The sequence below is a fragment of the Roseivivax isoporae LMG 25204 genome (assembly GCF_000521865.1).
Classification (GTDB): Bacteria; Pseudomonadota; Alphaproteobacteria; order Rhodobacterales; family Rhodobacteraceae; genus Roseivivax; species Roseivivax isoporae.
The window spans coordinates 23,759-49,321 of the sequence record NZ_JAME01000035.1 but is presented as its reverse complement, the minus strand read 5'-3'; the positions used below and the strand labels follow the sequence as shown (position 1 = coordinate 49,321).

25 protein-coding genes and 2 tRNA genes are annotated in these 25,563 nt (G+C 68.5%); 13 read left to right on the top strand and 14 right to left on the bottom strand.

What is annotated here, in order from left to right; genetic code table 11:
* The 3 genes from RISW2_RS25500 to RISW2_RS18705 all read left to right on the top strand — a co-directional run.
* Window positions 1-243, top strand: a 243-nt coding sequence (locus tag RISW2_RS25500) for a ubiquitination-like system serine protease family protein (RefSeq protein ID WP_280113179.1), incomplete at its 5' end; no start/stop codon positions are given.
* A 107-nt stretch (window positions 244-350) separates the two neighbouring features.
* Window positions 351-710, top strand: coding sequence for a hypothetical protein (locus RISW2_RS25690; RefSeq protein WP_051492150.1), 360 nt, complete (start codon window positions 351-353; stop codon window positions 708-710).
* Between the two features lie 8 nt (window positions 711-718).
* Window positions 719-916, top strand: a complete 198-nt coding sequence (locus tag RISW2_RS18705; protein WP_043774005.1) for a hypothetical protein — start codon at window positions 719-721, stop codon at window positions 914-916.
* A 1,124-nt stretch (window positions 917-2,040) separates the two neighbouring features.
* Here RISW2_RS18705 and RISW2_RS18700 read toward each other — a convergent pair.
* The 4 genes from RISW2_RS18700 to RISW2_RS18685 all read right to left on the bottom strand — a co-directional run bounded on the left by RISW2_RS18700 (window position 2,041) and on the right by RISW2_RS18685 (window position 4,806).
* Window positions 2,041-2,520 (bottom strand): NUDIX hydrolase, encoded by a 480-nt coding sequence (locus RISW2_RS18700; protein WP_051492152.1) that lies wholly within the window; start codon window positions 2,518-2,520, stop codon window positions 2,041-2,043.
* Between the two features lie 222 nt (window positions 2,521-2,742).
* Window positions 2,743-2,994 (bottom strand): hypothetical protein, encoded by a 252-nt coding sequence (locus tag RISW2_RS18695; protein ID WP_156943887.1) that lies wholly within the window; start codon window positions 2,992-2,994, stop codon window positions 2,743-2,745.
* A gap of 565 nt (window positions 2,995-3,559) precedes the next feature.
* Window positions 3,560-3,811, bottom strand: a complete 252-nt coding sequence (locus tag RISW2_RS24655; protein WP_156943886.1) for a hypothetical protein — start codon at window positions 3,809-3,811, stop codon at window positions 3,560-3,562.
* 918 nt (window positions 3,812-4,729) lie between these two features.
* Window positions 4,730-4,806: transfer RNA gene (locus RISW2_RS18685), tRNA-Ile, on the bottom strand.
* 109 nt (window positions 4,807-4,915) lie between these two features.
* On the opposite strand from RISW2_RS18685, the gene purM reads away from it, so the two are divergent.
* Both purM and purN read left to right on the top strand, forming a co-directional pair.
* Window positions 4,916-5,965, top strand: coding sequence for a phosphoribosylformylglycinamidine cyclo-ligase (gene purM, locus RISW2_RS18680; protein WP_043773999.1), 1,050 nt, complete (start codon window positions 4,916-4,918; stop codon window positions 5,963-5,965).
* Between the two features lie 14 nt (window positions 5,966-5,979).
* Window positions 5,980-6,573: a phosphoribosylglycinamide formyltransferase gene (gene purN / locus RISW2_RS18675; RefSeq protein ID WP_043773997.1), complete on the top strand. Its 594-nt coding sequence runs from the start codon at window positions 5,980-5,982 to the stop codon at window positions 6,571-6,573.
* Here the strand turns inward: purN and RISW2_RS18670 are convergent.
* A complete protein-coding gene (locus tag RISW2_RS18670; RefSeq protein WP_043773995.1) occupies window positions 6,570-6,764 on the bottom strand; it encodes a hypothetical protein in 195 nt (64 codons plus the stop codon). The genes purN and RISW2_RS18670 overlap by 4 nt on opposite strands.
* A 196-nt stretch (window positions 6,765-6,960) precedes the next feature.
* Between RISW2_RS18670 and rnd the strand changes: the two genes are divergently transcribed.
* A complete protein-coding gene (gene rnd / locus RISW2_RS18665; RefSeq protein ID WP_043773993.1) occupies window positions 6,961-8,124 on the top strand; it encodes a ribonuclease D in 1,164 nt (387 codons plus the stop codon).
* Window positions 8,125-8,195: 71 nt separating this feature from the next.
* Here the strand turns inward: rnd and RISW2_RS18660 are convergent, their stop codons facing one another.
* On the bottom strand, window positions 8,196-8,726 hold the full coding sequence (locus RISW2_RS18660) for a hypothetical protein (RefSeq protein WP_051492149.1): 531 nt from the start codon (window positions 8,724-8,726) through the stop codon (window positions 8,196-8,198).
* A 134-nt stretch (window positions 8,727-8,860) separates the two neighbouring features.
* Between RISW2_RS18660 and RISW2_RS18655 the strand changes: the two genes are divergently transcribed.
* A complete protein-coding gene (locus tag RISW2_RS18655; RefSeq protein WP_043773991.1) occupies window positions 8,861-9,271 on the top strand; it encodes a SufE family protein in 411 nt (136 codons plus the stop codon).
* A 13-nt stretch (window positions 9,272-9,284) separates the two neighbouring features.
* Here the strand turns inward: RISW2_RS18655 and trpE are convergent, their stop codons facing one another.
* From trpE to fabI, 6 genes are all read right to left on the bottom strand, one after another.
* The gene (gene trpE / locus RISW2_RS18650; protein WP_043773988.1) at window positions 9,285-10,799 is read right to left on the bottom strand and encodes an anthranilate synthase component I; all 1,515 of its coding nucleotides are present in this window, start codon (window positions 10,797-10,799) and stop codon (window positions 9,285-9,287) included.
* Between the two features lie 8 nt (window positions 10,800-10,807).
* Window positions 10,808-12,655, bottom strand: coding sequence for a peptidylprolyl isomerase (locus RISW2_RS18645; protein WP_043773986.1), 1,848 nt, complete (start codon window positions 12,653-12,655; stop codon window positions 10,808-10,810).
* 46 nt (window positions 12,656-12,701) lie between these two features.
* A complete protein-coding gene (locus tag RISW2_RS18640; protein WP_043773985.1) occupies window positions 12,702-13,907 on the bottom strand; it encodes an aminotransferase in 1,206 nt (401 codons plus the stop codon).
* 136 nt (window positions 13,908-14,043) lie between these two features.
* Window positions 14,044-14,544, bottom strand: coding sequence for a xanthine phosphoribosyltransferase (gpt, locus tag RISW2_RS18635; RefSeq protein WP_043773983.1), 501 nt, complete (start codon window positions 14,542-14,544; stop codon window positions 14,044-14,046).
* A gap of 5 nt (window positions 14,545-14,549) precedes the next feature.
* Window positions 14,550-15,155 (bottom strand): LysE family translocator, encoded by a 606-nt coding sequence (locus tag RISW2_RS18630; protein WP_084615466.1) that lies wholly within the window; start codon window positions 15,153-15,155, stop codon window positions 14,550-14,552.
* A gap of 5 nt (window positions 15,156-15,160) precedes the next feature.
* The gene (fabI, locus tag RISW2_RS18625; RefSeq protein WP_043773978.1) at window positions 15,161-15,967 is read right to left on the bottom strand and encodes an enoyl-ACP reductase FabI; all 807 of its coding nucleotides are present in this window, start codon (window positions 15,965-15,967) and stop codon (window positions 15,161-15,163) included.
* Between the two features lie 129 nt (window positions 15,968-16,096).
* On the opposite strand from fabI, the gene pdxH reads away from it, so the two are divergent.
* The 5 genes from pdxH to RISW2_RS18600 all read left to right on the top strand — a co-directional run bounded on the left by pdxH (window position 16,097) and on the right by RISW2_RS18600 (window position 19,800).
* Entirely contained in the window at window positions 16,097-16,702 is a 606-nt protein-coding gene (gene pdxH, locus RISW2_RS18620) for a pyridoxamine 5'-phosphate oxidase (RefSeq protein WP_043773977.1), read from the top strand.
* Window positions 16,703-16,858: 156 nt separating this feature from the next.
* A complete protein-coding gene (locus RISW2_RS18615; RefSeq protein ID WP_425277796.1) occupies window positions 16,859-17,362 on the top strand; it encodes a cold-shock protein in 504 nt (167 codons plus the stop codon).
* Window positions 17,320-17,811 (top strand): DUF192 domain-containing protein, encoded by a 492-nt coding sequence (locus RISW2_RS18610; protein ID WP_043773975.1) that lies wholly within the window; start codon window positions 17,320-17,322, stop codon window positions 17,809-17,811. Before RISW2_RS18615 ends, RISW2_RS18610 begins: the two co-directional genes overlap by 43 nt.
* A 64-nt stretch (window positions 17,812-17,875) precedes the next feature.
* Window positions 17,876-17,952, top strand: a tRNA-Pro gene (locus tag RISW2_RS18605).
* A gap of 390 nt (window positions 17,953-18,342) precedes the next feature.
* A complete protein-coding gene (locus tag RISW2_RS18600) occupies window positions 18,343-19,800 on the top strand; it encodes a TrkH family potassium uptake protein (protein WP_244437644.1) in 1,458 nt (485 codons plus the stop codon).
* 7 nt (window positions 19,801-19,807) lie between these two features.
* Here the strand turns inward: RISW2_RS18600 and RISW2_RS18595 are convergent, their stop codons facing one another.
* Both RISW2_RS18595 and RISW2_RS18590 read right to left on the bottom strand, forming a co-directional pair.
* Window positions 19,808-20,917: an extracellular catalytic domain type 1 short-chain-length polyhydroxyalkanoate depolymerase gene (locus RISW2_RS18595; protein ID WP_051492148.1), complete on the bottom strand. Its 1,110-nt coding sequence runs from the start codon at window positions 20,915-20,917 to the stop codon at window positions 19,808-19,810.
* Window positions 20,918-20,942: 25 nt separating this feature from the next.
* A complete protein-coding gene (locus RISW2_RS18590) occupies window positions 20,943-21,359 on the bottom strand; it encodes a CopG family transcriptional regulator (protein ID WP_043773971.1) in 417 nt (138 codons plus the stop codon).
* 516 nt (window positions 21,360-21,875) lie between these two features.
* Between RISW2_RS18590 and RISW2_RS18585 the strand changes: the two genes are divergently transcribed.
* The gene (locus tag RISW2_RS18585; protein WP_043773969.1) at window positions 21,876-25,541 is read left to right on the top strand and encodes a vitamin B12-dependent ribonucleotide reductase; all 3,666 of its coding nucleotides are present in this window, start codon (window positions 21,876-21,878) and stop codon (window positions 25,539-25,541) included.
* Window positions 25,542-25,563 lie beyond the last annotated feature (22 nt).

Genomic DNA, 25,563 nt, shown 5'->3' with positions numbered 1-25,563 from the left:
AACATCGTCGCCTTCCGCTGCCCGGGCTGCGCCACCATGCACCAGGTCTGGACTGATCGTTGGCGGTGGAATGGTGATGGCGACGCACCGACCTTCTCGCCCTCAATCAGGTCGCGGGGCAGGGCGCCGCAAGCTAGGTGCCACAGCTTCGTCGAGAATGGACGGATTCGCTTCCTTCCCGACTGCACCCACGAACTCGCGGGCAAGACTGTGCCCCTGCCGTCGCTGGTGGGCGGCGAATGATCCGCGCGCTCTTCCATCTCCCCATCGCTGACTGGCGCGTCGCGCTGGCCCTCCACGCGGCGCTGCGCCGCCCCACGCGGCGCTGCCGCTGACAGAAAGGACCCACCATGGACAACCTTTGGACCGCCCTCGAGCCGCACGTGATCGAGCTCCTCGGGCTCGTGCTGACCATCATCATCGGCATCGCCGCGCGCCAGCTCAGCGCCTGGACGGGCATCGAGATCCAGAAGCGCCACCGCGAGGCGCTGCACGAGGCGCTCATGTCTGGCGCGATGTCCGCGATCAAGCACGGCCCGGGTGTCGGCCTCGGCACGCTCAAGGCCCACGCCATCGCCCACGCGCACCAGTCCGTGCCGGAGGCGGTCAAGGCGCTGGTGCCCGGCGACGGGATTCTCGACGCGATCGCGGAACGCTACGTGCGCGACGCGCTGAAGAAGCTCGACCAGCCCGCCATCGCGGATCGGTAGGCTCGCCGATGACCTCGGCCATCCTGAGCCAGACGCGCGTCGTCACCCGTGGCGGCGCGATCCTCGGCCTCGCGGTCGAGTTGGCAGGCGCCTGGGGCGCCTACGACATGCAGGGCAGGGCCCTCACCGCCAAGCGGTTCGAGACCGCGGAGGAGGTGCTCGCCTGGTTCGACTCGAGGGCAGCCGAGCGCGATCTTCCGGCGTGACGCCGGCGCGGCGGCGCGCTACCTGCGCCGCATGCGCGTCCTCTACCTCGAGTGCTCCTGCGGCCGTCAGGCCAAGGTGGCGTGGCCCATGGATCGGACCACGCTGCGCTCAGAGATCCTGCCGCGCACCAGGTGCACGCGCTGCCGTCAGCCGGCGGTGGATATGCGGATCATCTGGGAAACTTCAGCGAACGCGCTCGAGGGCGCCGCGGTGCCGCCGGGGGCAGGTGACCGGCGGCGGTGGCCGTGAGGGCCTCGCCGCGCATTATGCGGCGAGGCGGTCTTAGCCAAAAAGATCCGAAAGCCGGTTATTGGCCAATCGAGGTCCAAGTGCCGCCAAGGCGTTCCGTTCCGGCACTGGTTGAAGGTTGCATGGCGGACGAAACCTGTGTCTCAACTCAGTCTCGATTGAGGGCAAGATGCTGCGTGGGGCCAACATGAAGGCGATCGCGTTGCATCCATGCAGTGCTGCGCGCCTCACTCCCTCGTGCTGTCCCCATTGCCTCACCAGGCGGTCATTCAAGTTCTCGGACTCGCCGATGTACAGAACTTCGAATGGTCCGGCATGCGACGTCCGGCCAAGCATGTAGACACCTGAACTAGGAGGCGGCAAGACCGGAAGATTGTCCCAGTAGAACTCGTAAGGGCCATGCTGGCCTTGCAGTATGAACGTTGCCATGGGCAAAGATCCTATGCTGGCCTGCAAGCGGCTTGACCGTGACGGCGCCCAAGGGCACTGTCGCCTCAATCCGCGAACGACCGCTTGCAGGCGGAGGGGATTACGGATGCCGGGGTGTGCTTTGGTCGGGCGCCCCGGCTTTCGCGGCTCCGCATAGCATGTCGCGACTCAGCATCACAAAACAACCATAATTGGTTAAATGCGCCACATTTTGTGTGAGGGCACGTCTACTGGATCAACCAGTTGCGGCCGGCAGGCCAAGGTCGCCATGCGGCCCGAGTGGCCACGCAGCGCGCCGACCTCCTGCCGCGCACCAGGTGCACGCGGTGCTGCCAGCCGGCGGTGGACATGCGGATCAACTGCGAGACGGACGCGAACGCGCTTGACGGCGCCGCGGTGCCGCCCGGGTCCGGTGATCTGCAGAGGTGACGCAGTCGACCTAGCCTCAAAGCCGCTTGCGCAACGACCGTGGCAGCCTCTGCGCCGCCTCGTCAGCGGCGAGCCGAAGCAGAAGGTCCGCGAGTTCGGGCTCGTGGACGCGCTTGGCAGCACTTTTCACCGTGAACCAGCGGCGCTTGCGCTCGCGACGCTCCTTCCAGACCTTCTTCAGGTGGTCGACCACCATGGGGTAGACCGTGACGTGACACGGGATGTCGGCCTCCTCGGCCATCCGCTTGAGGTAATGGTAGGTGCCGATCGGATCTTTGGAGACAAACCCCCTGGCCCCGGCTTCCTCAAGCGCCTCGATCTCGACCGCGGTCCACGGCTTCTTGCCGTCCATGGGCCAGCCCTTTGGCATCACCCAGCGCCCGGTATCGCGCGACGTGATCATCAGCACCTCGAGGCCCCGCTTCCTCGACAGCCGAAGAGGCAGGGCAGCGATCTGCTGTTCAGACCGGCATGCACAGTCGGTGGCGTCGAGCATCGGAAAGATATCGTCCGTCATTCGAGCGGGACACTAAGCCCTTGAGAGCATCTGACAACTGACGAAACGCAATGTTCCCGACCACCGGAGAAGCGGCGTTTGGGCGGCTTTTGGCGGGATTACCTGAGCATTGGGAAAACAGAGGCGGTGGCGGACGTCTTGCGGCGCGCCACTGTGCCACTTTGGCCTGATGACCGGCGGCAGTGGCGGTGAGGCGTTACCTCAGTCCCTCGAGCCCGAGCCGAGGCTCAGCACCATGAATACCGCGACGCTTGCGAAGATCGGCAGAAGCGGAACGTCGATGCCGGTGCTGTTCTGAAGGGCGTCAAGGATGAGTGCGATAAGACTTGCCGCGGCCGATAACAGAAGGCTCAACGTGAAGAGGTTGCGGAATGGGTGACGCTGCCACTTCTCGATATTCCTGCGGCGGGTCGACGGATCGCCGCAGTTCTCGATCGCGAACTCGATCAGCATCGTTATGACCCACGCGACGAAGCAGAAGGTCAATACGCACAAGGCGATCGGAACTACTGAAGTCACGTTGCTTCCAGGGTTACTTACTCCGGCGAGAAAGGTAGGCTTTGCTCTCAGACGGCAAGAAACTGCACGAAGCGGTTCACATTTGACAATTGCGGGGGCTCGGCCTTTGGTTGACCGATACGATATGGCAGCCTAGCCAGATATTGGCGACAAGGCATATATCATGGGACCGGAGCAGCAACTCCACAAAATGTTGGAGCAGGAACTCCACAAGATTTTTAGACGGCTGGAGGCTGCTAAATTCGTCGCCATTGAGGTCTCCTCAGACGAGCTGTGCAGGAGACTTGACTGGAGTGGCGCAGCTGACTGGAGTGGCGCAGCTGACTTGAAGATGGAAGTCGCGCGCTCTGCCATGTTTCTCGAGCTTCGGGATGGCGACGTTGTGCTTCAGGATGTCGATCGTGACGTGAGCCCGGTGCTTCGTATTCGATACAGGCTGCCTCGAGAGCGTGGGACCGAGTCCGCCGCCTGACTTCCTCGCGGTTCCGGGCGGAAACAGTCAGTGCCACATCACCCAGTTTTTTATGGCGATCTTCAGCTTGGCATGCGCGAGAAGTCGATCAAGCAGCCAGCTCTTCACGTCCGCCTGTGAGGTGCAACGACGAGGGTTTGCGATAGCGTCTTTAAGGACCGTCTCCACAAGACGGTCAGCGGCGTCCTGGTCATCCACGTAATGTCGTGCACGGCTTCGGAGCAACGGCACTAAGGCCAGCACATTGATGTCAGGAGTCAGATCGGGTTGGTCCGTCACGCTTCCTCCTAATTCGATCGGCTTGCGGGGGCGCACGGCACATAGTTTCGCTGCTTAGCATGACCGCCAGTCCCCGTTCGCACCTTACGAAGCGTGACGCCTTTCGCAGAAACGCCAATAGAGCACGTCGGACCAGCCTCAGCTTTCTTGTTTATGAGCGCCCTTATGCGGCGTCTAGCCCGCGGCGTTCTGAGTTGCCGTGTGATAACTTGCTCTGCCTCGAATGTTCGGACGCTTTCATCCGTGGTAACGCTGAACCGTTTGAACCCACCCACCATCCTATGCGCTTGATTTTAGGCCGCGACAGCAGTCAAGGTGATAGCCGTGATCTCGTCAACGGGAATGCTCTTTGGTTCGTTGAACCTGCGTAGACGGATTTCAGCTGCACAAACCGGAAACATCGGTGTTCTAAACGTGGCGTTTTTCCGTGAATCCCGTTGCTCTGCGCTGGGTGCCACCCTCTCCTAAGGGGCAGTCGGCAGGTTCGGATCCTGCTGCGTCCCCGTTTTCTCTCGGCCGGTACCAAAACGGTTGTCACCTCGGATCCTAACCCATTGATTTTCAGCCGGCCATTTGTTGCCAACTGTGCCACCTAACGTGTTGATATTGCAGTAATCGGCGTAGCCCCCTACGAACTGCCACGCCGTCGCGCGCGTTCTTGCTACGTCGCACTCTAGCGCGCTAGCTCGACGCCGAGTTCGTTCAACCGGATGAGCATTTTGGGCGCGTGCAGGTGCCGGAGGGCGACCGGGTGCGGGACCTGAGCACGCACCAGGTGCTCGCGGTGCCACCAACCGCAAGCGGAGATCCCGCAAATACATGGGACACATGATCCGCAACCCATTGAAAGTTATGGGCCAACCGGGCGACGCATGCGGGACATGTAGTCGTTGAATTCATTGAAAAAATTGGGGTTTTTGGTAGGCCCGGCAGGACTTGAACCCGCAACCAAAGCGTTATGAGCGCTCTGCTCTAACCAATTGAGCTACAGGCCCCCGCCGGGCAGTCAATACCAGCCGGTCCGCCACGGTCAAGCGGCGGCATGGACAGTCGGGGGGGCTTGGGCTATCCCGCGCGCGGCGACAGCAGGCGACGGGGCAGCGCATGACCGAGGGCAAGAACGGCATCACCTACGCCGAGGCGGGTGTGGATATCGATGCGGGCAACGCGCTGGTGGAGCGGATCAAGCCTGCCGCGGCGCGCACCGACCGGGCAGGGACCATGTCGGGGCTCGGCGGCTTCGGCGCGCTCTTCGACCTGAAGGCCGCGGGCTTCACCGACCCGGTGCTGGTTGCGGCGACCGACGGCGTGGGCACCAAGCTGCGCATCGCGATCGACACGGGCCATGTGGACGGCGTCGGGATCGACCTCGTCGCGATGTGCGTCAACGACCTGGTCTGCCAGGGCGCCGAGCCCTTGTTCTTTCTCGACTATTTCGCGACCGGCAAGCTCGACACCGACAGCGCGGCGCGGGTGATCGAGGGCATCGCCGAGGGCTGCGCGCGTTCGGGCGCAGCGCTCATCGGCGGCGAGACCGCCGAGATGCCGGGCATGTACCCCGCCGGCGATTTCGACCTCGCGGGCTTTGCCGTGGGCGCCATGGAGCGCGGCACGCACCTGCCGCAGGGCGTGGCCGAGGGCGACGTGCTCCTCGGGCTCGGTTCAGACGGGGTGCATTCGAACGGCTACAGCCTTGTGCGCAGAATCGTGGATATCTCCGGGGACAGCTGGGACGCGGACTGCCCGTGGGACGCGGGCACGAGGCTCGGCGCGGCGCTGCTGACGCCCACGCGGCTCTACGTCCGGCCGGTCCTGTCGGCGATGGCGGAGGGCGGCGTGCACGCGGCCGCGCACATCACCGGCGGCGGGCTGACCGAGAACCTGCCGCGGGTCCTGCCCGAGGGGCTCGGCGCCGAGATCGACCTCGACGCGTGGACGCTGCCGCCGGTCTTCGGCTGGCTCGCGTCGGTGGGCGGGATGAAGCCCGCCGAATGCCTCAAGACCTTCAATTGCGGAATCGGCATGGTGCTCGTGGTGGCGCAGGACCGCGCCGAGGCGCTGGCCGCGCATCTCGCGCAGGCGGGCGAGCGGGTGAGCGTCATCGGCGCCGTGCGCGCGGGAGCCGGCGTGCGCTACACGGGTTCGCTCCTCTGACCGGATCGCAGGGCATGAAGAAGCGCGTGGCGATCCTCATCTCCGGGGGCGGGTCCAACATGGTCGCGCTGGCGCGGGACATGGCGGGCGACCACCCGGCGCGGCCGGTCCTCGTGATGGCCAATGACCCCGCGGCCGCAGGACTCGCGCGCGCGCGCGACATGGGCATCGACGCCGCGGCGGTGGATCACCGCCCGTTCCGCGGCGACCGTGCCGCGTTCGAGGCGGCGCTGATGGCGCGGCTCCAGGAGGCGGCACCCGACATCCTTTGCCTCGCCGGCTTCATGCGCGTGCTGACCGAGGGTTTCGTCGCGCGCTGGCAGGGGCGGATGCTGAACATCCACCCCTCGCTCCTGCCCAAGTATCGCGGGCTCGACACCCATGCGCGGGCGCTCGCGGCGGGGGATGCCGAGCATGGATGCACGGTGCACGAGGTCACGCCCGCGCTCGACGACGGGCCCATCCTCGGGCAGGCGCGGGTCCCGGTGCTGCCCGGCGACAGCCCCGCGGACCTGGCGGCGCGGGTGTTGGTCGAGGAGCACCGCCTCTACCCGGCAGTGCTGCGGCGGTTCGCATCCGGCGACCGCAGGCCGATCCTCACGCCCTAGCGGCGGATCAGCGTCGCGGAATTGCCGTGCCAGTCGAGGTCGGCGCCGGTCACCGTGCGCTCGGGCGCGGAGGCGGCGAGCGCGAGGCCGCCGGCCAGCAGCACGACGGCTGTCAGTCCGGCGAGGAGGTCGGACAGGGACACCGCGCGCTCGGCGCGGCGGGCGGGCAGGGTGAGGTCTGCAAGGGTCATGGCGGGTCTCCGGGTGGGACAGGGTCCGATGCGCCGGAGATAAGGGGGCACGCAGGATGTTTGAAATGAATGTTTTTGCGGGAAGCCATCACGCAACGGAATGGTTTCCGGCGCCGCAACCGCGCGGCCGCGCTTTCCCGCAGCACAACCTTCCGTTAACTTTGGAAAATTGCCGCTTCATTTCCTGCGGGGTTAGATGCAGACCATTACGACCACGGACGCGCTCGCGGCGTTCTGCGAGCGGGCGCGTTCGGCGCCTTATGTCACCGTCGATACGGAGTTCCTGAGGGAACGCACCTACTATTCCAAGCTGTGCCTGATCCAGCTGGCGCTGCCCGGCACGGACGACGACGACGCCGTGCTCGTCGACCCGATCGAGGGGGGCGACGCCCTGTCGCTGGCGCCGCTGATGGAGCTCTTCCGCAACACGTCGGTGGTCAAGGTGTTCCACGCGGCGCGGCAGGATCTCGAGATCTTCTACATCGACGAGGGCGTGATTCCCGATCCGCTCTTCGACACGCAGGTGGCCGCGATGGTCTGCGGCTTCGGCGAGCAGGTGGGCTACGAGACGCTGGTCAAGCGCATCGCCAAGGCGCAGCTCGACAAGTCCTCGCGCTTTACCGACTGGTCGCGGCGGCCATTGTCGGAGGCGCAGAAGACCTACGCGCTGGCCGACGTGACGCATCTGCGCGAGATCTACGAATATCTCGACCGGCGTCTGCGCGACAGCGGGCGGCATCGCTGGGTCGCCGAGGAGATCGCGGTGCTGACGGACCCCGCGACCTACGTGGTCAAGCCCGAGGACGCGTGGAAGCGGATCAAGACGCGGTCGTCCTCGGCGCGCTTCCTCGCGCTGGTTCAGGAGCTTGCGACCTTCCGCGAGACGTTCGCGCAGGAGCGCAACGTGCCGCGCAACCGGGTGTTCAAGGACGACGCGCTGTCCGAGCTCGCCTCGACCAAGCCGCAATCGCTGGCCGATCTCGGCCGCTCGCGGCTGCTGCTGCGCGAGGCGCGGAAGGGCGAGATCGCGGACGGCATCCTTGCCGCGGTGGCGCGCGGTCTCGAGAAGCCCAAGGAAGAGCTGCCCGAACCCGACACGAGCCGCGACCGCATGCAGGTCAACCCGGCGCTCGCGGACCTTCTGCGCGTGCTCCTGAAGGCGCGGACCGAAAGCAGCGGGGTCGCGCCCAAGCTCATCGCCTCGGCCGCCGATCTCGACGCGATCGCGGCGGGCGAACGGGACGTGCCGGCGCTGAAGGGCTGGCGGCGCGAGGTCTTCGGGGAGGAGGCGCTCAAGCTCTGCGACGGGCGCATCGCGCTCTCGGCCAAGGGGCGCACCATCCAGGTGATCGCGCTCTGACACGGCGATGGTTCGTGCGCCGCGGCAGGATCGCGGCGCAAGTTCCTGATCCTAAAAGATAGTAGCGCCGGTCAACGGCGGGAGACGAGGGCGTTGTCGCGGCCGCGGACCGACACGCTGCGCACGCCCGCGAGGTCGTTGTCGCTGAGCCAGACCGCCGCGGTCACCGCGCGCGCATTGGGGCCCGCATTGCGCGGCCCGGGGCGCTGGAGCGCGTTCAGGGTGAAGCTCAGCACGGTCGGATCGGCGCTCTCGTCGGGTGTCAGCCGCACGTCGAAGGGGCCGACGCGGTCGGCGACGCCCTCGACCCGCAGGATCGCCCCGCCCGGGCGCCGTTCCAGCGCCATCTCGCGCAGCTGCGCCACCGGCTGGCCGGCATAGGCATCTGGCTGCGAGCGGCGGAACAGCGACGCGGTCGGGCTGCGCTGGGGCAGCAGGGGGTTCGTGGCGGATGCGTTCGCGGCGACCGGCTGCGACTGCGCGCGGCCGAACCAGTTGAACGGGTTGAGCCGCGAGTCCCGCACCGTGCCGCAGCTTGCCACCGCAAGCGTCGCCACGAGAAGGATGCCCATCCGCGTCTTCGTCTTCGTGCCCGTGGTCATCGCGTCCGCACCTGCCCTTGCCTGTTCCTTTCGACTAGCCGATCAGGCCCCGCTTGAAAAGCGTCTAGCGGGGGTGGACCTCGGGCCGGACGCCGCTTAGGTCAGGCGGGTCGAACCGCAACGGAGGCACCCGCATGGCGCAGGCGGCGTTCGAGGACGTGGTCGAGGATTTCGAGTTCCTCGAGGACTGGGAAGACCGCTACCGCATGGTGATCGAGATGGGCAAGGCGATGGATCCCTTGCCCGAGGCGCTGCGCGTGCCCGCGACCAAGGTCGACGGCTGCGCGAGCCAGGTCTGGCTGCATCCGCGCATCGAGGGCGGGCATTTCCACTTCGACGGCGACAGCGACGCGATGATCGTGCGCGGGCTGATTGCGGTGCTGCACCGGCTCTACGACGGTCTCCCCGTGGCCGAGGTTCCGGCGGTCGACGCCAAGGCGGAACTGGCGCGGCTCGGGCTCGAGGAGAACCTGTCGGCGCAGCGGTCGAACGGCCTCAGGGCGATGATCCAGCGCATTCGCCTCTTGGCGGCCGAGGCCGCCTGACGGCGGGCCCCTCTCAGGAATTCCCCTGTCCGGTGAAGCGCGCGGCGTCCGCCGCGGCGCGCCGTATGGCGTTCGACTTGTGCACGGTTTCCTGGTACTCGGCGTCGGGGTCGCTGTCGTAGACAACGCCGCCGCCCGCCTGGATGTAGAGCTTTCCATCCTTCACGATGGCAGTGCGCAGCGCGATGCACATGTCCATGTCGCCGCCCGCGCTGAAATAGCCGAGCCCGCCGCCGTAGACGCCCCGCTTTTCCGGCTCGAGCTCGTCGATGATCTCCATCGCGCGGACCTTGGGCGCACCCGAGACCGTGCCCGCGGGCAGGCCGGCGAGCAGCGCCGACAGTGCGTCCTGGTCCTCGGCCAGCTCGCCCACAACGTTCGACACGATGTGCATGACGTGGCTGTAGCGCTCGATCACGAAGCGTTCGGTGGGGCGCACGGTGCCGATCTTCGACACCCGGCCCGTATCGTTGCGCCCGAGGTCGAGCAGCATCAGGTGCTCGGCCAGTTCCTTGTGGTCCGCGAGCAGGTCGGCCTCGTTCGCGCGGTCCTCCTCCGGCGTCGCGCCGCGCGGGCGGGTCCCGGCGATGGGCCGGATCGTCACCTCGCGGCCGAAGACGCGCACGAGGATCTCGGGGCTGGCGCCGATCACGTGGAAGCCGCCGAAATCGAAGTAGAACATGAAGGGCGAGGGGTTCGTGCGCCGGAGCGAGCGGTAGAGCGCGAAGGGCGGCAGGGGAAAGTCCTGCGTCCAGCGCTGCGAGGGCACCACCTGGAAGATGTCGCCGGCGCGGATGTACTCCTTGGCCTTCTCGACCGCCTGCTTGTAGCCCTCGGGGGTGAAGTTCGACACGGGCTCGCCGGCCTCGCGCGCCTCGCCGAGATCGCGGCTCGCCTGCGGCAGCGCGCGTTCGAGGTCCCGCACCGCGTCCATCACCCGTTCCGCCGCCTGCGCGTAGGCCGCCCGCGCCGACAGGCCGCCGGTCGCCCAGGCGGGCGCGACGACCGTCACCTCGCCCTTCACGCCGTCGAGCACGGCGACGACCGAGGGGCGCAGCATGACCGCGTCGGGCAGGCCGAGCGGGTCGGGATTGGGGTCGGGCAGGCGCTCGACCAGCCGGATCATGTCGTAGCCGAGGTAGCCGAAGAGGCCGGCCGCCGATTGCGGCAGGTCCGCCGGAAGGTCGATCCGGCTTTCGGCGATGAGGGCGCGCAGCGCGTCGAGGGGGGGCGCCTCCTGCGTTTCCCATGCGCCCGGGTCGAACCGCGCCTGCCGGTTGATGCGGCTCGTGGCCCCATGGCACTGCCAGACGAGATCGGGCTTCATCCCGATGATCGAATAGCGTCCGCGCACCTCGCCGCCGGTCACCGATTCCAGCATGAACGCGTCGGGCGCACCGCCCGTCAGCTTCAGCATCAGAGACACGGGCGTGTCGAGGTCCGCGGCGAGCCGGGCGTAGACCACCTGGCTTTGCCCGGCCTCCCAGGCGCGGGCGAAGGTGTCGAAGTCCGGAACAAGCGCCGCCATGGCCGGTCCTATTGCAGGTTGCTGTGGACGGCGTTCAGCGCCTGCTGGTCCACCTGCACGCCGGCGCGGTTCTGGATGTCGGTCGCGTAGGCGCTGAAGAGGTCGTTGGCCAGCGACCCGCTCGCCTGGTCGCGCAGCCGCTCGGCGAGCGCCGTGGCCTCGGGCCCGTCGGTGTCGGCGGGAACCACCGCGTCGAGCCGCAGGATTGCCACGCGGCCCTGGCCCGGCACCGCGACCGCCTCGCCTTCCTCGAGCGCGAAGATGCGCGCGATCGCGCCCTCGGGCAGGCCGTCCACGCCCTCGTTCCGCGTCACCGCATCGAGCGAGCGCGGCTCGAGACCCGCGGCCTCGAAGCTCTCGCCCTCCGCGATGCGCGTTGCCAGCGCCTCGGCCTGGCCGGTCAGCGCCTCGGTGATCTGTTGGCGTTCCCAGCCGGTCTCGACCTGGTCGCGGACCTCCTCGAAGGGACGCGGCGCCTCGGGCTGGATTTCGTCCACCCGCGCGGCGAAGAGCCCGCCATCGCCGGTCTCGAGAATCTCGGGGTAGTCGCCCGGGGCCATGTCGGCCACTGCCTCGCGGAAGGCGGGGTAGGAGGTGATGCCGTCGCCCGACTGGCCGGCATAGTCGACCGTGTCGAACACCATGTCGGTCTCGGCCGCGAGATCCTCGAGCGTCGCGCCGCCCACGAGGCGGTCGTCGAAATCCTCGGCCTGATCGTCGATGACGCGGCGCGCGCGGTCGAGCACGAGACTGTCGCGCAGGACCGGTACGGCTTCCTCGAAGGGCGTGCTCTGTGCCGCGAGCTCGGCGTTCACGCGGAAGAGCGCGGGCCCGAGCGGAGAGGGCGCAGGGCCCGCCACGTCACCCGCGGAGGTGCCGAACACCGCGCTCGCGGCCTCGCCCAGGTCGCCGCGGTCCACCACGCCCAGGTCGACGTCCGCGAGCGTGAGCCCGCGATCGGCGACCAGCGTGTCGAAATCGGTCTCGCCCGCGGCGAGGGCCTCGGCCGCTGCCTGCGCCTCCTCCTCGGAGCCGAAGACCAGCCGCTCGACCAGCCGCCGCTCGGGCATGTTGAACTCCGCCTCGCGCTCCTCGTAGGCGCGGCGCAGCGTCTCCTCGTCGATCTCGACGCTGTCGACCAGCATGTCCGGCGTGACCCAGGCATAGCTCACGACCTTGGTCTCTGGCCGGGTGTAGCGGTCGATGTTCTCGTCGTAATAGGCGCGCAGCTGTTCCTCGGTGGGCACCGCGACCCCGGTCGACAGCGCGCCCTCGTCGAGGATGGCCCAGCTGAAATCGCGCGTCTCGTTCGCCCAGGCGACCAGCGTGTCGACATAGGTGTCGGGCATCGCGGTCGCCGACAGGATCGCGCCCTGCAGCAGCGAGCGCGCGGTTTCCTGCCTCAGATCGGTCTCGAATTCCTGCTCGCTGAGCCCGGCATTCTGCAGCGCGAAGCGGTAGGCGTCACGGTCGAAGGCACCGTCGGGTCCCTGGAAGGCGGAGATGCGCGCCAGCTCGCCCGCGAGCACCTCGTCGCCCACCGAGAGCCCGATGCGGCGCGCTTCCCAGTCGAGGGCGGTGTTCACGACGATCCGCGACAGCACCTGCCGGTCGACGCCCGCGGCCTGCAGGTCGGCGAAGCTCACCGCCTGTCCCGCTTGCTGCTGGATGGTCGAGATCTCCTGCTGGAGCGCGCGCGAATAGGCGTCGACCGGGATCGGTTCGTCGCCGACCGAGCCCACGCTGCGCACGTTGCCCGTGATGTTCGTCGCGCCGAAGCCGATCAGCCCCAGGAACAGCAACCCCATCAGGATCCAGACGAAGACCTTCGACAGGCCCTTGGCCTTCAATGCCATGTGTTTCTCGCCCTTTCGCTGTCGCGTGCGCCGATGGAGCCGCTGTCTAGTTGCTGGCCCCCCGGGTCGCAAGGGGGCTCGCGAGCGCGGCGTCGAAGCCCGCGAGCCGGGCGAAGAGATCGGCGATCGCCGCCCGGTCCACGTTGGCGAAGGCGATGCGGACCTGCCGGGCGCCGGCGGGATCGTCCGCGGGCATGAACATGGTGCCGGGCAGGGCGAGGATGCCCGCCTCGTGCACGAGGCGCCGGGCGAGCGCGTCCGAGGGCTCGGCGAAGGGATGCTCGAGATAGGCGAAGTAGGCGCCGAGGCCCATGAGCCGCCAGCCGCGCTCGGCAAGGCGCGGCATGTTCTCTTCGATCGCGGCGCGGCGATCGAGGATCTCGGCCCGTTCGCCCGCGACCCACTGGTCGAGGTGGCGCAGTCCCCAGAGCGCCGCGCGCTGGCCGAGCTGCGGCGCGCAGATCGCCACCGTGTCGAGGAACTTCTCGACCTCGGCGAGAAGGCCCGGGTCGGCGATGACGGCGCCCACGCGGTGACCGGTCAGGCGGTACGCCTTGGAGAAGGAATAGAGCTGCACGAGGTGCGGGTCGGGGCCGTTCCCGCGCAGGTCGTGCGGCGCGCCGGTGCGGCTGTCGAAATCGCGGTAGGTCTCGTCGACGATGAGCCGGAGGCCGTGGCGTGCCGCGAGGTCGCGGAAGGCGCGGAGCGTCCCGGCCGGGTACTCGACGCCGCCCGGATTGTTGGGCGTCACGAGCGCGATGGCGCGGGTGCGGGGCGTCACGAGCGCCGCCGCGGCGTCCGCGTCGGGCACGAGGTCCGGCCCCGTCGCGAGCGGCACGGCCGTCACGCCCGCCATGTCGAGCCACATCTTGTGGTTGAAGTACCAGGGCGTCGGCAGGATGACCTCGTCGCCCTCGGTGCAGAGCGCCGCGATCACCGCGGCGAAGGCCTGGTTGCAGCCGGCGGTGATGGCGATCTCGGCCGCGTCGACCGGCCCGCCGTAATGCCGCGCCCAGGAGCGGGCGAGTTCCGCGCGGAGATCGGGCAGTCCCAGCACGGGGCCGTAGAGATGGGTCGCGGGATCGTCGAGCGCCTCGGCCATGGCCGCGCGCAGCGGCGCGGGCGGCGGGTCGACCGGCGCGGCCTGGCTCACGTTCAGGAGCGGGCGGTCGGGCGGGAAGACCGCGCCCTCGAGCCAGCGGCGGGCCTCCATCACGGGCGGGGCGAAGGTCGTCTCAGTGCGGCTCGACATGCGTGCACGGGCTCCGGTTCGGCGGGTCGGACCGGGGGCCAGCCCCCGGACCCCCGGGATATTTCTGCCAAGAAGAAGACGGGGCGGGGCGCGCTCGGGATGCCCCGCCCGGCCGGTCGGCGGCGGGTGGGGCGCGTCAGTCGCGCCCGCGATAGGGCTCGACGTATTGCAGCGCCATGTCCCAGGGGAAGAAGATCCAGGTGTCCTGGCTGACCTCGGTGACGAAGGTGTCGACCTGGGCACGGCCCTGCGGCTTGGCGTAGATCGTGGCGACGTGGGCCCTGGGCATCGCCGCGCGCACCACCTCGAGCGTGCGGCCGGTATCGACGAGGTCGTCGACGATGAGCACGCCGGTGCCGTCGCCCACGAGCGCGGCATCGGGGGATTTCAGGATGCGCGGCGCGCTCTGCGACTGGTGGTCGTAGCTCTTGACGCTGATCGTGTCGACGGTGCGGATGTCGAGCTCGCGGGCGACGATCATGGCGGGGGCCATGCCGCCGCGGGTGATCGCCACCACCGCGCGCCAGCCGCCGTCCTCGGGTCCGTGGCCCTGCAGGCGCCAGGCGAGCGCGCGCGCGTCGCGGTGGAGCTGGTCCCAGCTCACGTGGAAGCCCTTTTCGTGCGGCAGACGGTCCATCGCAATCACCTGTCGATCAAGAGTTTGAGCCCCAGCGCGCCGAGCACCGCCGCCGCCACGCGGTCGAGCAGGGGCTTCAGCGCGAGGTAGCCGTCGCGCGCGGGGCGCGTGGCGAAGAGGAGGGCGACGGCCGCGTAGACCAGCCATTCCACCAGGAGGCGGTTCGCCACGATCGCGGCCTTTTCCCAGAACGCGAGGCCGCGCGGGAAGATCACGAGCAGCACCGCCGAGGCGAAGAGCATCGACTTGGGGTTCCCGAGATTGACGAGGAGCCCGGTCCGGAAGGCGCGCCGGGTGGCGGCGGGCCCGGCGGGATCGAGCGGCCGGGCGGCGTCGCGCCACATGCCCCAGGCGAGCCACAGCAGGTAGAGCGCGCCCGCGATCTTGAGCGCGAGATAGGCGACGGGGAAGAGGGTGAAGACGATCTCGAGCCCCATCAGTGCGGCCGCCGTCCAGGCCGCGGCCATGAGCCCGAGCCCGAGGCCGGTGGCGATGCCGGCGCGGGGGCCCGCGACGATCGATGTGCGCAGCGCAAGGAGGAGCGCCGGCCCGGGGCTCGCCATCGCGGCGAGCAGCGTCAGGTTGAAGGCGAGGACATGCGGCCAGTCCATGACGGTCAGGCCTTGGCGATGTCGGGGGCGTCGGGCGCCTTCATGCCGACCACGTGGTAGCCCGCGTCCACGTGCAGGACCTCGCCGGTGGTGCCGGAGCCGAGATCACTGAGCAGGTAGAGCGCCGAGCGGCCCACGTCCTCGATGGTGACGTTGCGGCGCAGGGGCGAGTTCAGCTCGTTCCACTTCATGATGTAGCGGAAGTCGCCGATGCCCGAGGCGGCGAGCGTCTTGATGGGGCCGGCCGAGATCGCGTTCACGCGGATGCCGTCGCGGCCCAGGTCCTCGGCCATGTAGCGCACGCTGGCCTCGAGCGCGGCCTTGGCAACACCCATGACGTTGTAGTGCGGCATCACGCGCTCGGCGCCGTAATAGGTGAGCGTGAGGCAGGAGCCGCCGGCGCCCATCATCGCCGAGGCGCGGCGCACCACCGAGGTGAAGGAATAGACCGAGATGTCCATCGAGGTGAGGAAGTTCTGCCGGCTCGTGTCGACGTAGCGGCCGCGCAGCTCGGACTTGTCCGAGAAGCCGATGGCGTGCACCACGAAGTCGAGCCCGTCCCAGCGCTGTCCGAGCGCGTCGAAGAGCGCGTCGATGCTGTCCTCCTGGCTCACGTCGCAGGGCAGGACGATGTCGCTGCCGAGGCTCGCCGCGAGCGGGTCGACACGCTTCTTCAGCGCCTCGCCCTGGTAGGAGAAGGCGAGCTCCGCCCCGGCATCCGCACAGGCGCGCGCGATGCCCCAGGCGATCGACTTGTCGTTCGCAAGTCCCATCACGAGGCCACGCTTGCCCGCCATCAGATCGTTTGACATGCCCTACCTCCGACCGACATTGCTGCCCGAGACGTTTAGGCGAAGCCCGGGGGGCCATCAAGGGTGCCGCCGCCGGGCGCGCCCGGCACGGCGACCGGATGCCGGGGTGTTGTAGAGGAGACGCGCATCATGACCGACCGCACCGGGATCTTCGCCGGCGACGACCCGTTCGAGATCGCCCGCGCCTGGCTGGCGGAGGCCGAGGCGCACGAGGTCAACGACCCGAACGCCATCGCGCTCGCCACCGTTGACGGCGGCGGGATGCCCAACGTGCGCATGGTGCTCCTGAAGGAGATCGAGGACGCGGCCTTCGTGTTCTACACCAATTACGAGAGCGTGAAGGCGCGCGAGATCGCGGCCTCGGGCACCGCCGCCTTCGTGATGCACTGGAAGTCGCTGCGCCGCCAGATCCGCGTGCGCGGCCACGTGACCCGCGAGGACGGGCCGCAGGCCGATGCCTATTATGCCAGCCGCTCGCTCAAGAGCCGGCTCGGCGCCTGGGCGTCGCGCCAGTCCGAACCGCTGTCGAGCCGGGCGTCGCTGATGGCCGAGGTGGCCAAGGTGACGCTCAGGCAGGGGACGAGCCCGGAACGCCCGCCTTTCTGGGGCGGTTTCCGAATCACGCCTGTCGAGATAGAATTCTGGGCAGACGGACCGCATAGGTTGCACGACCGTTTTCGCTGGAATCTCGATCGTGACACGCAACAATGGGCTGCCATTCGCCTGAATCCTTGAGGCCGTTCCCGACACTGGCTAGTTTTGGCACCATTAAATATACTTGGACTTGCATGTTAGGGTCGCCTCGTGTTTCCGGGCGGCTCACCGCGAGCAACGATTGGCAGGCCGTCTGTGATACACGAGGAGTTCGCGAGCGATCGCGTGGAAGGAAAGGTGAAGTGGTTCGATCCCGGACGCGGGTTCGGCTTCGTCGTCGCGGACCAGGGCGGTCCCGACATCCTTCTGCATGCGAACGTCCTGCGCAATTTCGGCCAGAGCTCGGTGGCGGACGGGGCGCGCGTGGACATCGCGATCCAGCACACCCCGCGCGGCGTGCAGGCGGTCGAGGTGTTCCACATCGAGCCGCCCGAGGCGACCGGCACCGCGCCGCTGTCCGATTTCGAGGAGATGGACCCGCAGGTGCTGCGGGACGCGCCGCTTGAACCCGCCCGGGTGAAATGGTTCGATAAGGGCAAGGGGTTCGGGTTCGCCAACATCTTCGGCCGCCAGGAAGACGTGTTCATCCACATCGAGGTGCTGCGGCGCTCCGGTCTGGCCGAGCTGCAGCCGGGCGAGGCGCTGGCGATCCGCACCGTGGAAGGCAAACGCGGCCTGATGGCCATCGAGGTGAATGCATGGGAAACCGCCGTCACGCGCAGGCCCTGGCCGCCGCTCTGATGATCGCGCCGGGTGTCGCGGGCGCGGCCTGCGCCCCCGACGCCCTGTCGCTCCGCGGGGATTTCGGGACTGCCCGGTTCGCGGTCGACGTGGCCGACACGCCCGAGGAGCGCGCCCGGGGGCTGATGTTCGTCGAGGAGATGCCGCGCTTCACCGGGATGCTCTTCGTCTACGAGCGCCCGCAGCCGGTCTCGTTCTGGATGAAGAACACGCTGATCCCGCTCGACATCATCTTTGCCGACGCCTCGGGCACGGTGCAGCGCGTGCACCCCGACGCGGTGCCGGGCGACCTGACGGCGATCCCGGGCGGTGACGGCATCCAGTACGTGCTCGAGGTGAACGGCGGCATGTCCGAAAGCCTCGGCATCGCGCCCGGCGTGGAGCTGCAGCACCCGGCGATCCCCGGCGAGGCCGCCGCGTGGCCCTGCGAGGACGCGGCGGCGGGCTGATTGATCGCGCCTTCGGTCCGGCGGGCCTTTTCAAACCCGCGGACGAGGGGTAGAGGGAGCGCATCGGGGCGTAGCGCAGCCTGGTAGCGCGACGGTTTTGGGTACCGTAGGTCGTGAGTTCGAATCTCGCCGCCCCGACCACCAATATATAAATCCCGGACCTCGAACGTTCCCGCCACGCGCGGCGCTCTCGGCGTCCTGCGCCGAAGAGGATGGCCCGGGCGGGCTGGCGCCGGTCGGGGTCGTCGCTGCCGTGCTCTAGGCCGATGTGCGCCATGTCGCTGGCGTTCCGGTGGCGACCGGGTCATGCCGCGACCGACGGCGGTGTCGGCGCCGCCGGTGACATCGATGGCCATGGCCGCAGGCCTGTCGCGGTTCGCCGCGCGACAGGCGGCGCTGCCCGGTCCTTACGGGATCCTTACGCGGAGCGCGCATTTCCGAATGGCATCCTTACGGTCTGCCGGCGGATATCCGGGCAGACGCCGCAACGTGCCGGCGCGGCGCCGCGCCGGCCCCCGAAGCCGCCCGCGCGTGAGCATCGTTCCTCGGGACATCGGGACGTCCGTGACCTTCGTCGCCTTCATCAACGGCCTCCTGCTCGTCGGACTGGGTGCCCTCATGGCGCTCAACGCGCTCGTCTTTCCGGCGACGCGCGGCGTGTTCCTCGAGGCGGCGCTGCCGGTGCTCACCGTCGGCGGCTGCGTCTGCCTCAGCACCCTGACCCCGCGGGCCGGCCTCAACCGGCTGCATTCCTTCCTCCTGACCGGCAGCACCTGGATCACCGCGGCGGCGGCAGGGGCGCTGCCGCTGTGGCTCTGGGACCTGTCGTTCACCGACGCCTTCTTCGAGGCGATGTCGGGGATCACCACCACGGGGTCCACCGTGATGACCGGCCTCGACGGGACGCCGCGCGGCATCCTCATGTGGCGCGCGCTCCTGCAGTGGATCGGGGGCGTGGGCTTCATCGTCGCGGGCATCGCGCTCCTGCCGATCATGCGGGTGGGCGGCATGCAGCTCTTCCAGACGGAAAGCTCCGAGAAGGGGGACAAGGAACTTGCAAGCGCCGCGCGTTTCGCGGCGGCGACCATCTGGATCTACCTCGCGCTCACCCAGCTCTGCGCGCTCGTCTACATCTCCGGCGGCATGACGGCGTTCGAGGCCATCGCGCATGCGCTCACGACCCTGTCGACCGGCGGCTACTCGACCTCGGATTCCTCCTTCGGCCTCTTCGAAAGCGCCTACCTGCAATGGGCGGGAACGCTGTTCATGCTTGCGGGCGCGCTGCCCTTCGCGTGGTACATCCGCGTGCTGAGCGGGCGCGGGGTCCGCTCCGAACAGGTCCGCGCGCTGATCGTGACGCTCGCGCTCGTGATCCTCGGGCTGACCGCCTGGCGCGTTGCCACGGGCGGCACGCCGGTGCTCGAGACCCTGCGCCTCGTCGCCTTCAACGTCGTCTCGGTGGTGACCACCACCGGCTACGCGACCACGGACTACACCACCTGGGGGCCCTTTGCCGCGGTGGCCTTCCTCTGCCTGACCGCCATGGGCGGCTGCACCGGGTCGACCTCGGGCGGCGGCAAGATGATGCGGTGGATCGTGCTCATGCGCAGCGTCCGCGCGCAGATGAAGCGGATCCGCGCGCCGCACGGCATCTTTCCCGTGCGCTACGAGGGCCGCCCCTTCGACGCGGACGTGATGAGCGGCGTCATGACCTTCTTCGCCTTCTACGCCGCCACGGTGATGGGGCTCGCGATCGCGCTCACCATGTACGGCCTCGACACCACGACCTCGCTCAGCGGCGCGCTGACGGCGGTGGCCAACGTCGGGCCCGGGATCGGCGCGACCATCGGCCCCGCCGGCAACTTCGCGTCGCTGCCGGACGGGGCCAAGTGGCTCCTGTCGTTCGGGATGTATGCCGGCCGCCTCGAGATGCTGACCGTCTACGTCCTGCTGGTGCCGGCCTTCTGGCGCGAGGTCGCCTACCGGTAGGGCGCGGTCAGCCGGCGGCGGAGCGGCGGACGCTTTCCCGCCCGGTCGTGCCCTCGAAGAAGAAGCGGACCATCTCGGCGCTCGCATCCGGCCCTGTCGGATCGGTGTAGCTGCCCGCGGGCCGGCCGCCGGACCAGGCATGGCCCATGCCCTCGACGATCCAGTGTTCCACCGCCTGCGTGCCGTCGGCGTCGCAGGTCGTGAGCCGGCGGAAGGACCGGCCGTTCACCGCACCTGTGTCCTGCGTCTCGAGGCTTTGCCGCGGACCGCCCTCGAGCGCCTGCCGCACGATGCGGTCGCCGTTCGAGGGGTGGACCGTGCTGTCGGCGCTGCCGTGGAACACGATGGTGCGCGTGGCCCTGGTGCGGGGCGCTCCGGGCGCCTCGCTGCCCGCCATGGCCGCGAAGGCCGAGGGCACGTCGTTCGCTGCCCCGGCGGGCAGGCCGGAATGGGCGCCCACCGCCCGGAAGAGGTCGGGATAGGTGCCCCCGAGGATCACCGCCATGGCGGCCCCGGCCGAGAGACCCGCGACGAAGACCGCGTCTTCCGGCACCGCGTGGCGGGCCATGACCTCGCGCGTGAGACCTGCGAGGATCGCGGGCTCGCCGCGGTCCCGGCGCTGGTCGCCGCGGCTGAACCAGTTCCAGCAGGACTGCGCGTTGTCGCCGCGGGATTGCTGCGGGTAGACCACGACGAACCGGTGCGTTTCGGCCAGTTCGTTCATGCCGGTCCCGGCGGCGAAATCCTCCGGCGTCTGCGTGCAGCCGTGCAGCATCACGACGAGACCCGTGACCCCGTCCCGGGCGGAGGCGGGCACGTAGGTTCGGTAGCCGCGCGTCCCGGCGGCGCAGGCGAAGCTGTCCGCGTCGAAACGCGCGCCGTCCGGCAGGTCCGGCTGTGCCGCGCCCTGATGGCCGGGGGCCGGGAGGCGCGCCAGCATCGCGGACAGGCCGGCAGGCATGACCTGCGGACCGGTCGCCGGTCCGCCGGGCAGGGTGCCCGGGGCGAGGCCGTGCCGCGCGAGCGTGCGGGTCACGAGGTCGTTGGCGGACCCGAGCGGCGCGGCGCGCGTCTGCCCGGTCGCCGGGCGCCATGCGCCGGCGGTGAAATCGATCATGTGTGTGTCCTTGTCTGCGCTGCCGTCAGCGGATGCGGTCGGCCAGGGCCTTCTTGATGTCCGCGGGAGCCTGGAGGCTGCCCAGGACGGTGATCGAGCCGATGGTGGCCCGGGCGAGGTCGGGGGTCACGTCCGACCCGATGCGGGCAAGGCCCACGACCTTGATGTGCAGGACCTCGCCGGCAGCGCGGACCTGTTCGAGTTCCGCGCGGCCGAAGTCGCGCAGGCCGAGTTCCATGGTGTGGCGCTCCAGGGACCGGTCGACCGCGTCGCCATGCGTGTCGAGCTGCCGCCGGATCGCGGTGCGGATGAAATCGCTGCGATTCGAGTAGAAACCCTCCTGCACGAGGAGGTCGATCCGCCCGAGATCGACGAAGCCGAGATTGATGGTGATCTTCTCGCTGTCGGGCTGCTTGTCCCTGAGCTGTCGTATCTCGGCCATAATCCATTCTCCATCCGTCTGGATGGTATATGGATGTTCGTCGCGGATGCGCAAGGCCCGGCCCCCGATCTTTCGGGGTGATCGGGGGCCGGGTGATTCCGTCCGCAGTCGCCGCATCGTGCCCGGCATGGGCGGCGCGGCTCGGCTGCGTCTGTCGGAGGGGCCTCCCGGACGGTGGCTTATCCCCGGTTTGGTCCACAGGATCATGCCGTGGCGGCGTGCCTCTGTGGATGGTTCGTGGGACAAGCGCAGGGATTGTGTCGGGACAGCATAAACCCCCCAAATGTGGTTAAAAAGGTGTTGACCATCGACCCCGAGTCGCGTCACTTTGTGTGGGCCGGTCAAGCGAACACTACATATGGTGTCTGGCGCTGACGGCATAACATCAGGGTTCGGTCCGCACGCCAATCCACCCGATCGTCATTGGGCGCCGGGGGAGGGGAGGCTTTGCGCCCGCGGTGCGTCCGCGGCCGCGCGATCGGGCCGGTTCGCGACACGGGAAGCACGGGGCAGCACATGAAGATCGAGCGACACTACACCGCGGCCGGACGCGATGCCTATGACGGCATCGATTTCGTCACTACCGCGTCGGAGATCCGCAATCCGGACGGCACCATCGTGTTCCGCCTCGACGATGTCGAGGTCCCCGCGCGCTGGAGCCAGGTGGCGTCGGACGTCATCGCGCAGAAGTACTTCCGCAAGGCCGGTGTCCCGGTCGCGCTGAAGCGCGTGCCCGAGAAGGACGTGCCCGAATTCCTGTGGCGTTCGGTCCCCGAGAGCGCCGACACCCCCCGTACCGGCGAGACTTCGGCCAAGCAGGTCTTCGACCGGCTGGCCGGCGCCTGGGCCTACTGGGGCTGGAAGGGCGGCTACTTCACCACCGAGGCCGACGCCCAGGCCTATTATGACGAGATGCGCCACATGCTGGCGACTCAGACCGCCGCGCCGAACTCGCCCCAGTGGTTCAACACCGGCCTGCACTGGGCCTACGGCATCGACGGCCCGGGCCAGGGCCATTACTACGTCGACTACAAAACGGGCAAGCTCACGAAATCCAAGTCGGCATACGAGCATCCGCAGCCCCATGCGTGCTTTATCCAGTCCGTGGCCGATGACCTCGTGAACGAAGGTGGCATCATGGACCTGTGGGTGCGCGAGGCGCGCCTGTTCAAGTACGGATCCGGCACGGGCACGAACTTCTCCTCCCTCCGTGCCGAAGGGGAAGCCCTGTCAGGCGGAGGCCGATCCTCCGGCCTGATGGGCTTCCTCAAGATCGGCGACCGCGCGGCGGGCGCGATCAAGTCGGGCGGCACCACGCGGCGCGCGGCCAAGATGGTGATCTGCGACGCCGACCACCCCGACATCGAGGACTTCGTGAACTGGAAGGTGCGCGAGGAGCAGAAGGTCGCGTCCATCGTCGCGGGCTCCAAGATGCACGAGAAGATGCTGAATGGCATCTTCGCCGCGATCCGGTCGTGGGACGGCGCCGAGGCTGATGCCTGCGACCCGGCCGTGAACGCCGCGCTCAAGACCGCGATCCGCGATGCCAAGCGCGTCCAGATCCCCGAGACCTACGTCAAGCGCGTGCTCGACTACGCGCGGCAGGGCTATGCCTCGATCGAGTTCCCGACCTACAACACCGACTGGGACAGCGAGGCCTATGCCTCGGTCTCGGGCCAGAACTCGAACAACTCGATCCGCGTGACCGACGCCTTCCTCCAGGCGGTGCGTGACGATGCCGACTGGGAACTGATCCGCCGCACCGACGGCAAGGTCGCCAAGACCATCAAGGCGCGCGACCTCTGGGAACAGGTGGGCCACGCCGCCTGGGCCTGCGCCGATCCCGGCATCCAGTTCCACGACACGGTCAATGCCTGGCATACCTGCCCCGAGGACGGGGCGATCCGCGGCTCGAACCCGTGCTCGGAATACATGTTCCTCGACGACACGGCTTGCAACCTCGCGTCCATGAACCTGCTGACCTTCCTCAGGGACGGCCTGTTCGACGCGGACGCCTACATGCACGCCACGCGCCTCTGGACGCTGACCCTCGAGATCTCCGTGACCATGGCGCAGTTCCCGTCGAAGGAGATCGCGCAGCTCTCCTACGAGTTCCGGACGCTGGGTCTCGGCTACGCCAATATCGGCGGTCTGCTCATGAACATGGGCTTCGGCTACGACTCGGACGAGGGCCGGGCGCTTTGCGGCGCGCTGAGCGCGATCATGACCGGCGTGGCCTACGCCACCTCGGCCGAGATCGCGGGCGAGCTCGGCGCCTTCGCCGGCTTCGAGCGCAACCGCGCCCACATGCTGCGGGTCATCCGCAACCACCGCACCGCGGCGCGGGGCGCGACGGAGGGCTACGAGGCTCTGGCGGTCAAGCCGGTACCGCTCGACCATGCCAACTGCCCGGACCGCCGGCTCGTCGACCTCGCCATGTCGGCCTGGGACGAGGCGCTGTCCCTCGGCGAGAAGCACGGCTACCGCAACGCGCAGGCCACGGTGATCGCGCCGACCGGCACGATCGGCCTCGTGATGGACTGCGACACGACCGGCATCGAGCCCGATTTCGCACTGGTGAAGTTCAAGAAGCTCGCGGGCGGCGGCTACTTCAAGATCATCAACCGCTCGGTTCCTGCCGCGCTGGAAAAGCTCGGCTACAGCTCGAGCCAGATCGAGGAGATCGTGTCCTACGCCGTGGGCCACGGGACGCTCGGCAACGCGCCCGGCATCAACCACACCGCGCTCATCGGCCACGGCTTCGGTCCGGCGCAGATCGAGAAGGTGGAAAGCGCGCTCGCCTCGGCCTTCGACATCCGCTTCGTGTTCAACCAGTGGACGCTGGGCGAGGAGTTCTGCACCGGTGTCCTCGGGATCCCGGCGGCCAGGCTGAACGATCCGACCTTCGACCTGCTGAAGCATCTGGGCTTCACGCGGGGAGACATCGAGGCCGCGAACGACCATGTCTGCGGGACGATGACGCTCGAGGGCGCGCCGCACCTCAAGCAGGAGCATTACGCGATCTTCGATTGCGCCAATGCCTGCGGCAAGAAGGGCAAGCGCTACCTGTCGGTGAACAGCCACATCCACATGATGGCCGCGGCGCAGTCGTTCATCTCGGGCGCGATCTCGAAGACGATCAACATGCCGAACTCGGCCAGCATCGAGGACTGCCAGAAGGCATACGAGCTGTCCTGGTCGCTGGGCGTCAAGGCGAACGCGCTCTACCGTGACGGATCGAAGCTGTCGCAGCCGCTCGCGTCCGCACTGGTCGAGGACGACGACGAGGCGGCCGAGATCCTCGAGACCGGCACGCCGCAGGAAAAGGCGGCCGTGCTGGCCGAGAAGGTGGTCGAGAAGATCATCGTGAAGGAGGTCGAGCGGGCCACCGCGCGGGCCAAGATGCCCGAGCGCCGCAAGGGCTACACCCAGAAGGCCATCGTCGGCGGGCACAAGGTCTACCTGCGCACCGGCGAATACGCGGACGGCACGCTGGGCGAGATCTTCATCGACATGCACAAGGAAGGCGCGGGCTTCCGCGCGATGATGAACAACTTCGCCATCGCGGTGTCGGTCGGCCTGCAATACGGCGTGCCGCTCGAGGAGTTCGTCGACGCCTTCACCTTCACCAAGTTCGAGCCCGCGGGCATGGTGCAGGGCAACGACTCGATCAAGAATGCCACCTCGATCCTCGACTACATCTTCCGCGAACTGGCGGTATCCTATCTCGACCGGACCGACCTCGCGCACGTCAAGCCCGAGGGCGCGACCTTCGACGACATCGGCCGCGGCGAGGAGGAGGGCGTCTCGAACGTCAAGGAGATCAGCGAGAGCGCCGCGTCCCGGTCGCTCGAGGTGCTGAAGCAGATCAGCTCCACCGGCTACCTGCGCAAGCGCGTGCCGCAGGAACTGGTGGTCCTGCAGGGCGGCCAGACCATCGGCTTCGCCGGGCCCGATCGGTCCTCGGCAGCGCTGACCGCGCTTGTCGGCGAGGCGGATGTCGCGGTGGCGACCCGGTCGAGCGGCGGCGGCGGCGGCGCGAAGCCCATGGACGCGTCGGTGAAGGCCCGCATGCAGGGCTACGAGGGCGATCCCTGCGGGGAGTGCGGCAACTACACGCTGGTGCGCAACGGCACCTGCATGAAGTGCAACACCTGCGGCGGCACCTCGGGCTGCAGCTGACGACCACGGGCGCGGGCGGCCA

Excerpts from the sequence above, each read along its gene's own strand:
- gpt (WP_043773983.1), bottom strand. The coding sequence starts at position 14,544 with ATGGACCGTCTGCCGCACGAAAAGGGCTTCCACGTGAGCTGGGACCAG.
- RISW2_RS18705 (WP_043774005.1), top strand. The coding sequence starts at position 719 with ATGACCTCGGCCATCCTGAGCCAGACGCGCGTCGTCACCCGTGGCGGC.
- RISW2_RS18700 (WP_051492152.1), bottom strand. The coding sequence starts at position 2,520 with ATGCTCGACGCCACCGACTGTGCATGCCGGTCTGAACAGCAGATCGCT.
- trpE (WP_043773988.1), bottom strand. The coding sequence starts at position 10,799 with ATGGCGGCGCTTGTTCCGGACTTCGACACCTTCGCCCGCGCCTGGGAG.
- fabI (WP_043773978.1), bottom strand. The coding sequence starts at position 15,967 with ATGTCAAACGATCTGATGGCGGGCAAGCGTGGCCTCGTGATGGGACTT.
- RISW2_RS18695 (WP_156943887.1), bottom strand. The coding sequence starts at position 2,994 with ATGCTGATCGAGTTCGCGATCGAGAACTGCGGCGATCCGTCGACCCGC.
- rnd (WP_043773993.1), top strand. The coding sequence starts at position 6,961 with ATGCAGACCATTACGACCACGGACGCGCTCGCGGCGTTCTGCGAGCGG.
- RISW2_RS25690 (WP_051492150.1), top strand. The coding sequence starts at position 351 with ATGGACAACCTTTGGACCGCCCTCGAGCCGCACGTGATCGAGCTCCTC.
- purM (WP_043773999.1), top strand. The coding sequence starts at position 4,916 with ATGACCGAGGGCAAGAACGGCATCACCTACGCCGAGGCGGGTGTGGAT.
- RISW2_RS18630 (WP_084615466.1), bottom strand. The coding sequence starts at position 15,155 with ATGGACTGGCCGCATGTCCTCGCCTTCAACCTGACGCTGCTCGCCGCG.
- RISW2_RS18640 (WP_043773985.1), bottom strand. The coding sequence starts at position 13,907 with ATGTCGAGCCGCACTGAGACGACCTTCGCCCCGCCCGTGATGGAGGCC.
- RISW2_RS18660 (WP_051492149.1), bottom strand. The coding sequence starts at position 8,726 with ATGACCACGGGCACGAAGACGAAGACGCGGATGGGCATCCTTCTCGTG.
- RISW2_RS18610 (WP_043773975.1), top strand. The coding sequence starts at position 17,320 with ATGGGAAACCGCCGTCACGCGCAGGCCCTGGCCGCCGCTCTGATGATC.
- purN (WP_043773997.1), top strand. The coding sequence starts at position 5,980 with ATGAAGAAGCGCGTGGCGATCCTCATCTCCGGGGGCGGGTCCAACATG.
- RISW2_RS18645 (WP_043773986.1), bottom strand. The coding sequence starts at position 12,655 with ATGGCATTGAAGGCCAAGGGCCTGTCGAAGGTCTTCGTCTGGATCCTG.
- RISW2_RS18670 (WP_043773995.1), bottom strand. The coding sequence starts at position 6,764 with ATGACCCTTGCAGACCTCACCCTGCCCGCCCGCCGCGCCGAGCGCGCG.
- RISW2_RS18595 (WP_051492148.1), bottom strand. The coding sequence starts at position 20,917 with ATGATCGATTTCACCGCCGGCGCATGGCGCCCGGCGACCGGGCAGACG.
- RISW2_RS18590 (WP_043773971.1), bottom strand. The coding sequence starts at position 21,359 with ATGGCCGAGATACGACAGCTCAGGGACAAGCAGCCCGACAGCGAGAAG.
- RISW2_RS18655 (WP_043773991.1), top strand. The coding sequence starts at position 8,861 with ATGGCGCAGGCGGCGTTCGAGGACGTGGTCGAGGATTTCGAGTTCCTC.
- pdxH (WP_043773977.1), top strand. The coding sequence starts at position 16,097 with ATGACCGACCGCACCGGGATCTTCGCCGGCGACGACCCGTTCGAGATC.
- RISW2_RS18585 (WP_043773969.1), top strand. The coding sequence starts at position 21,876 with ATGAAGATCGAGCGACACTACACCGCGGCCGGACGCGATGCCTATGAC.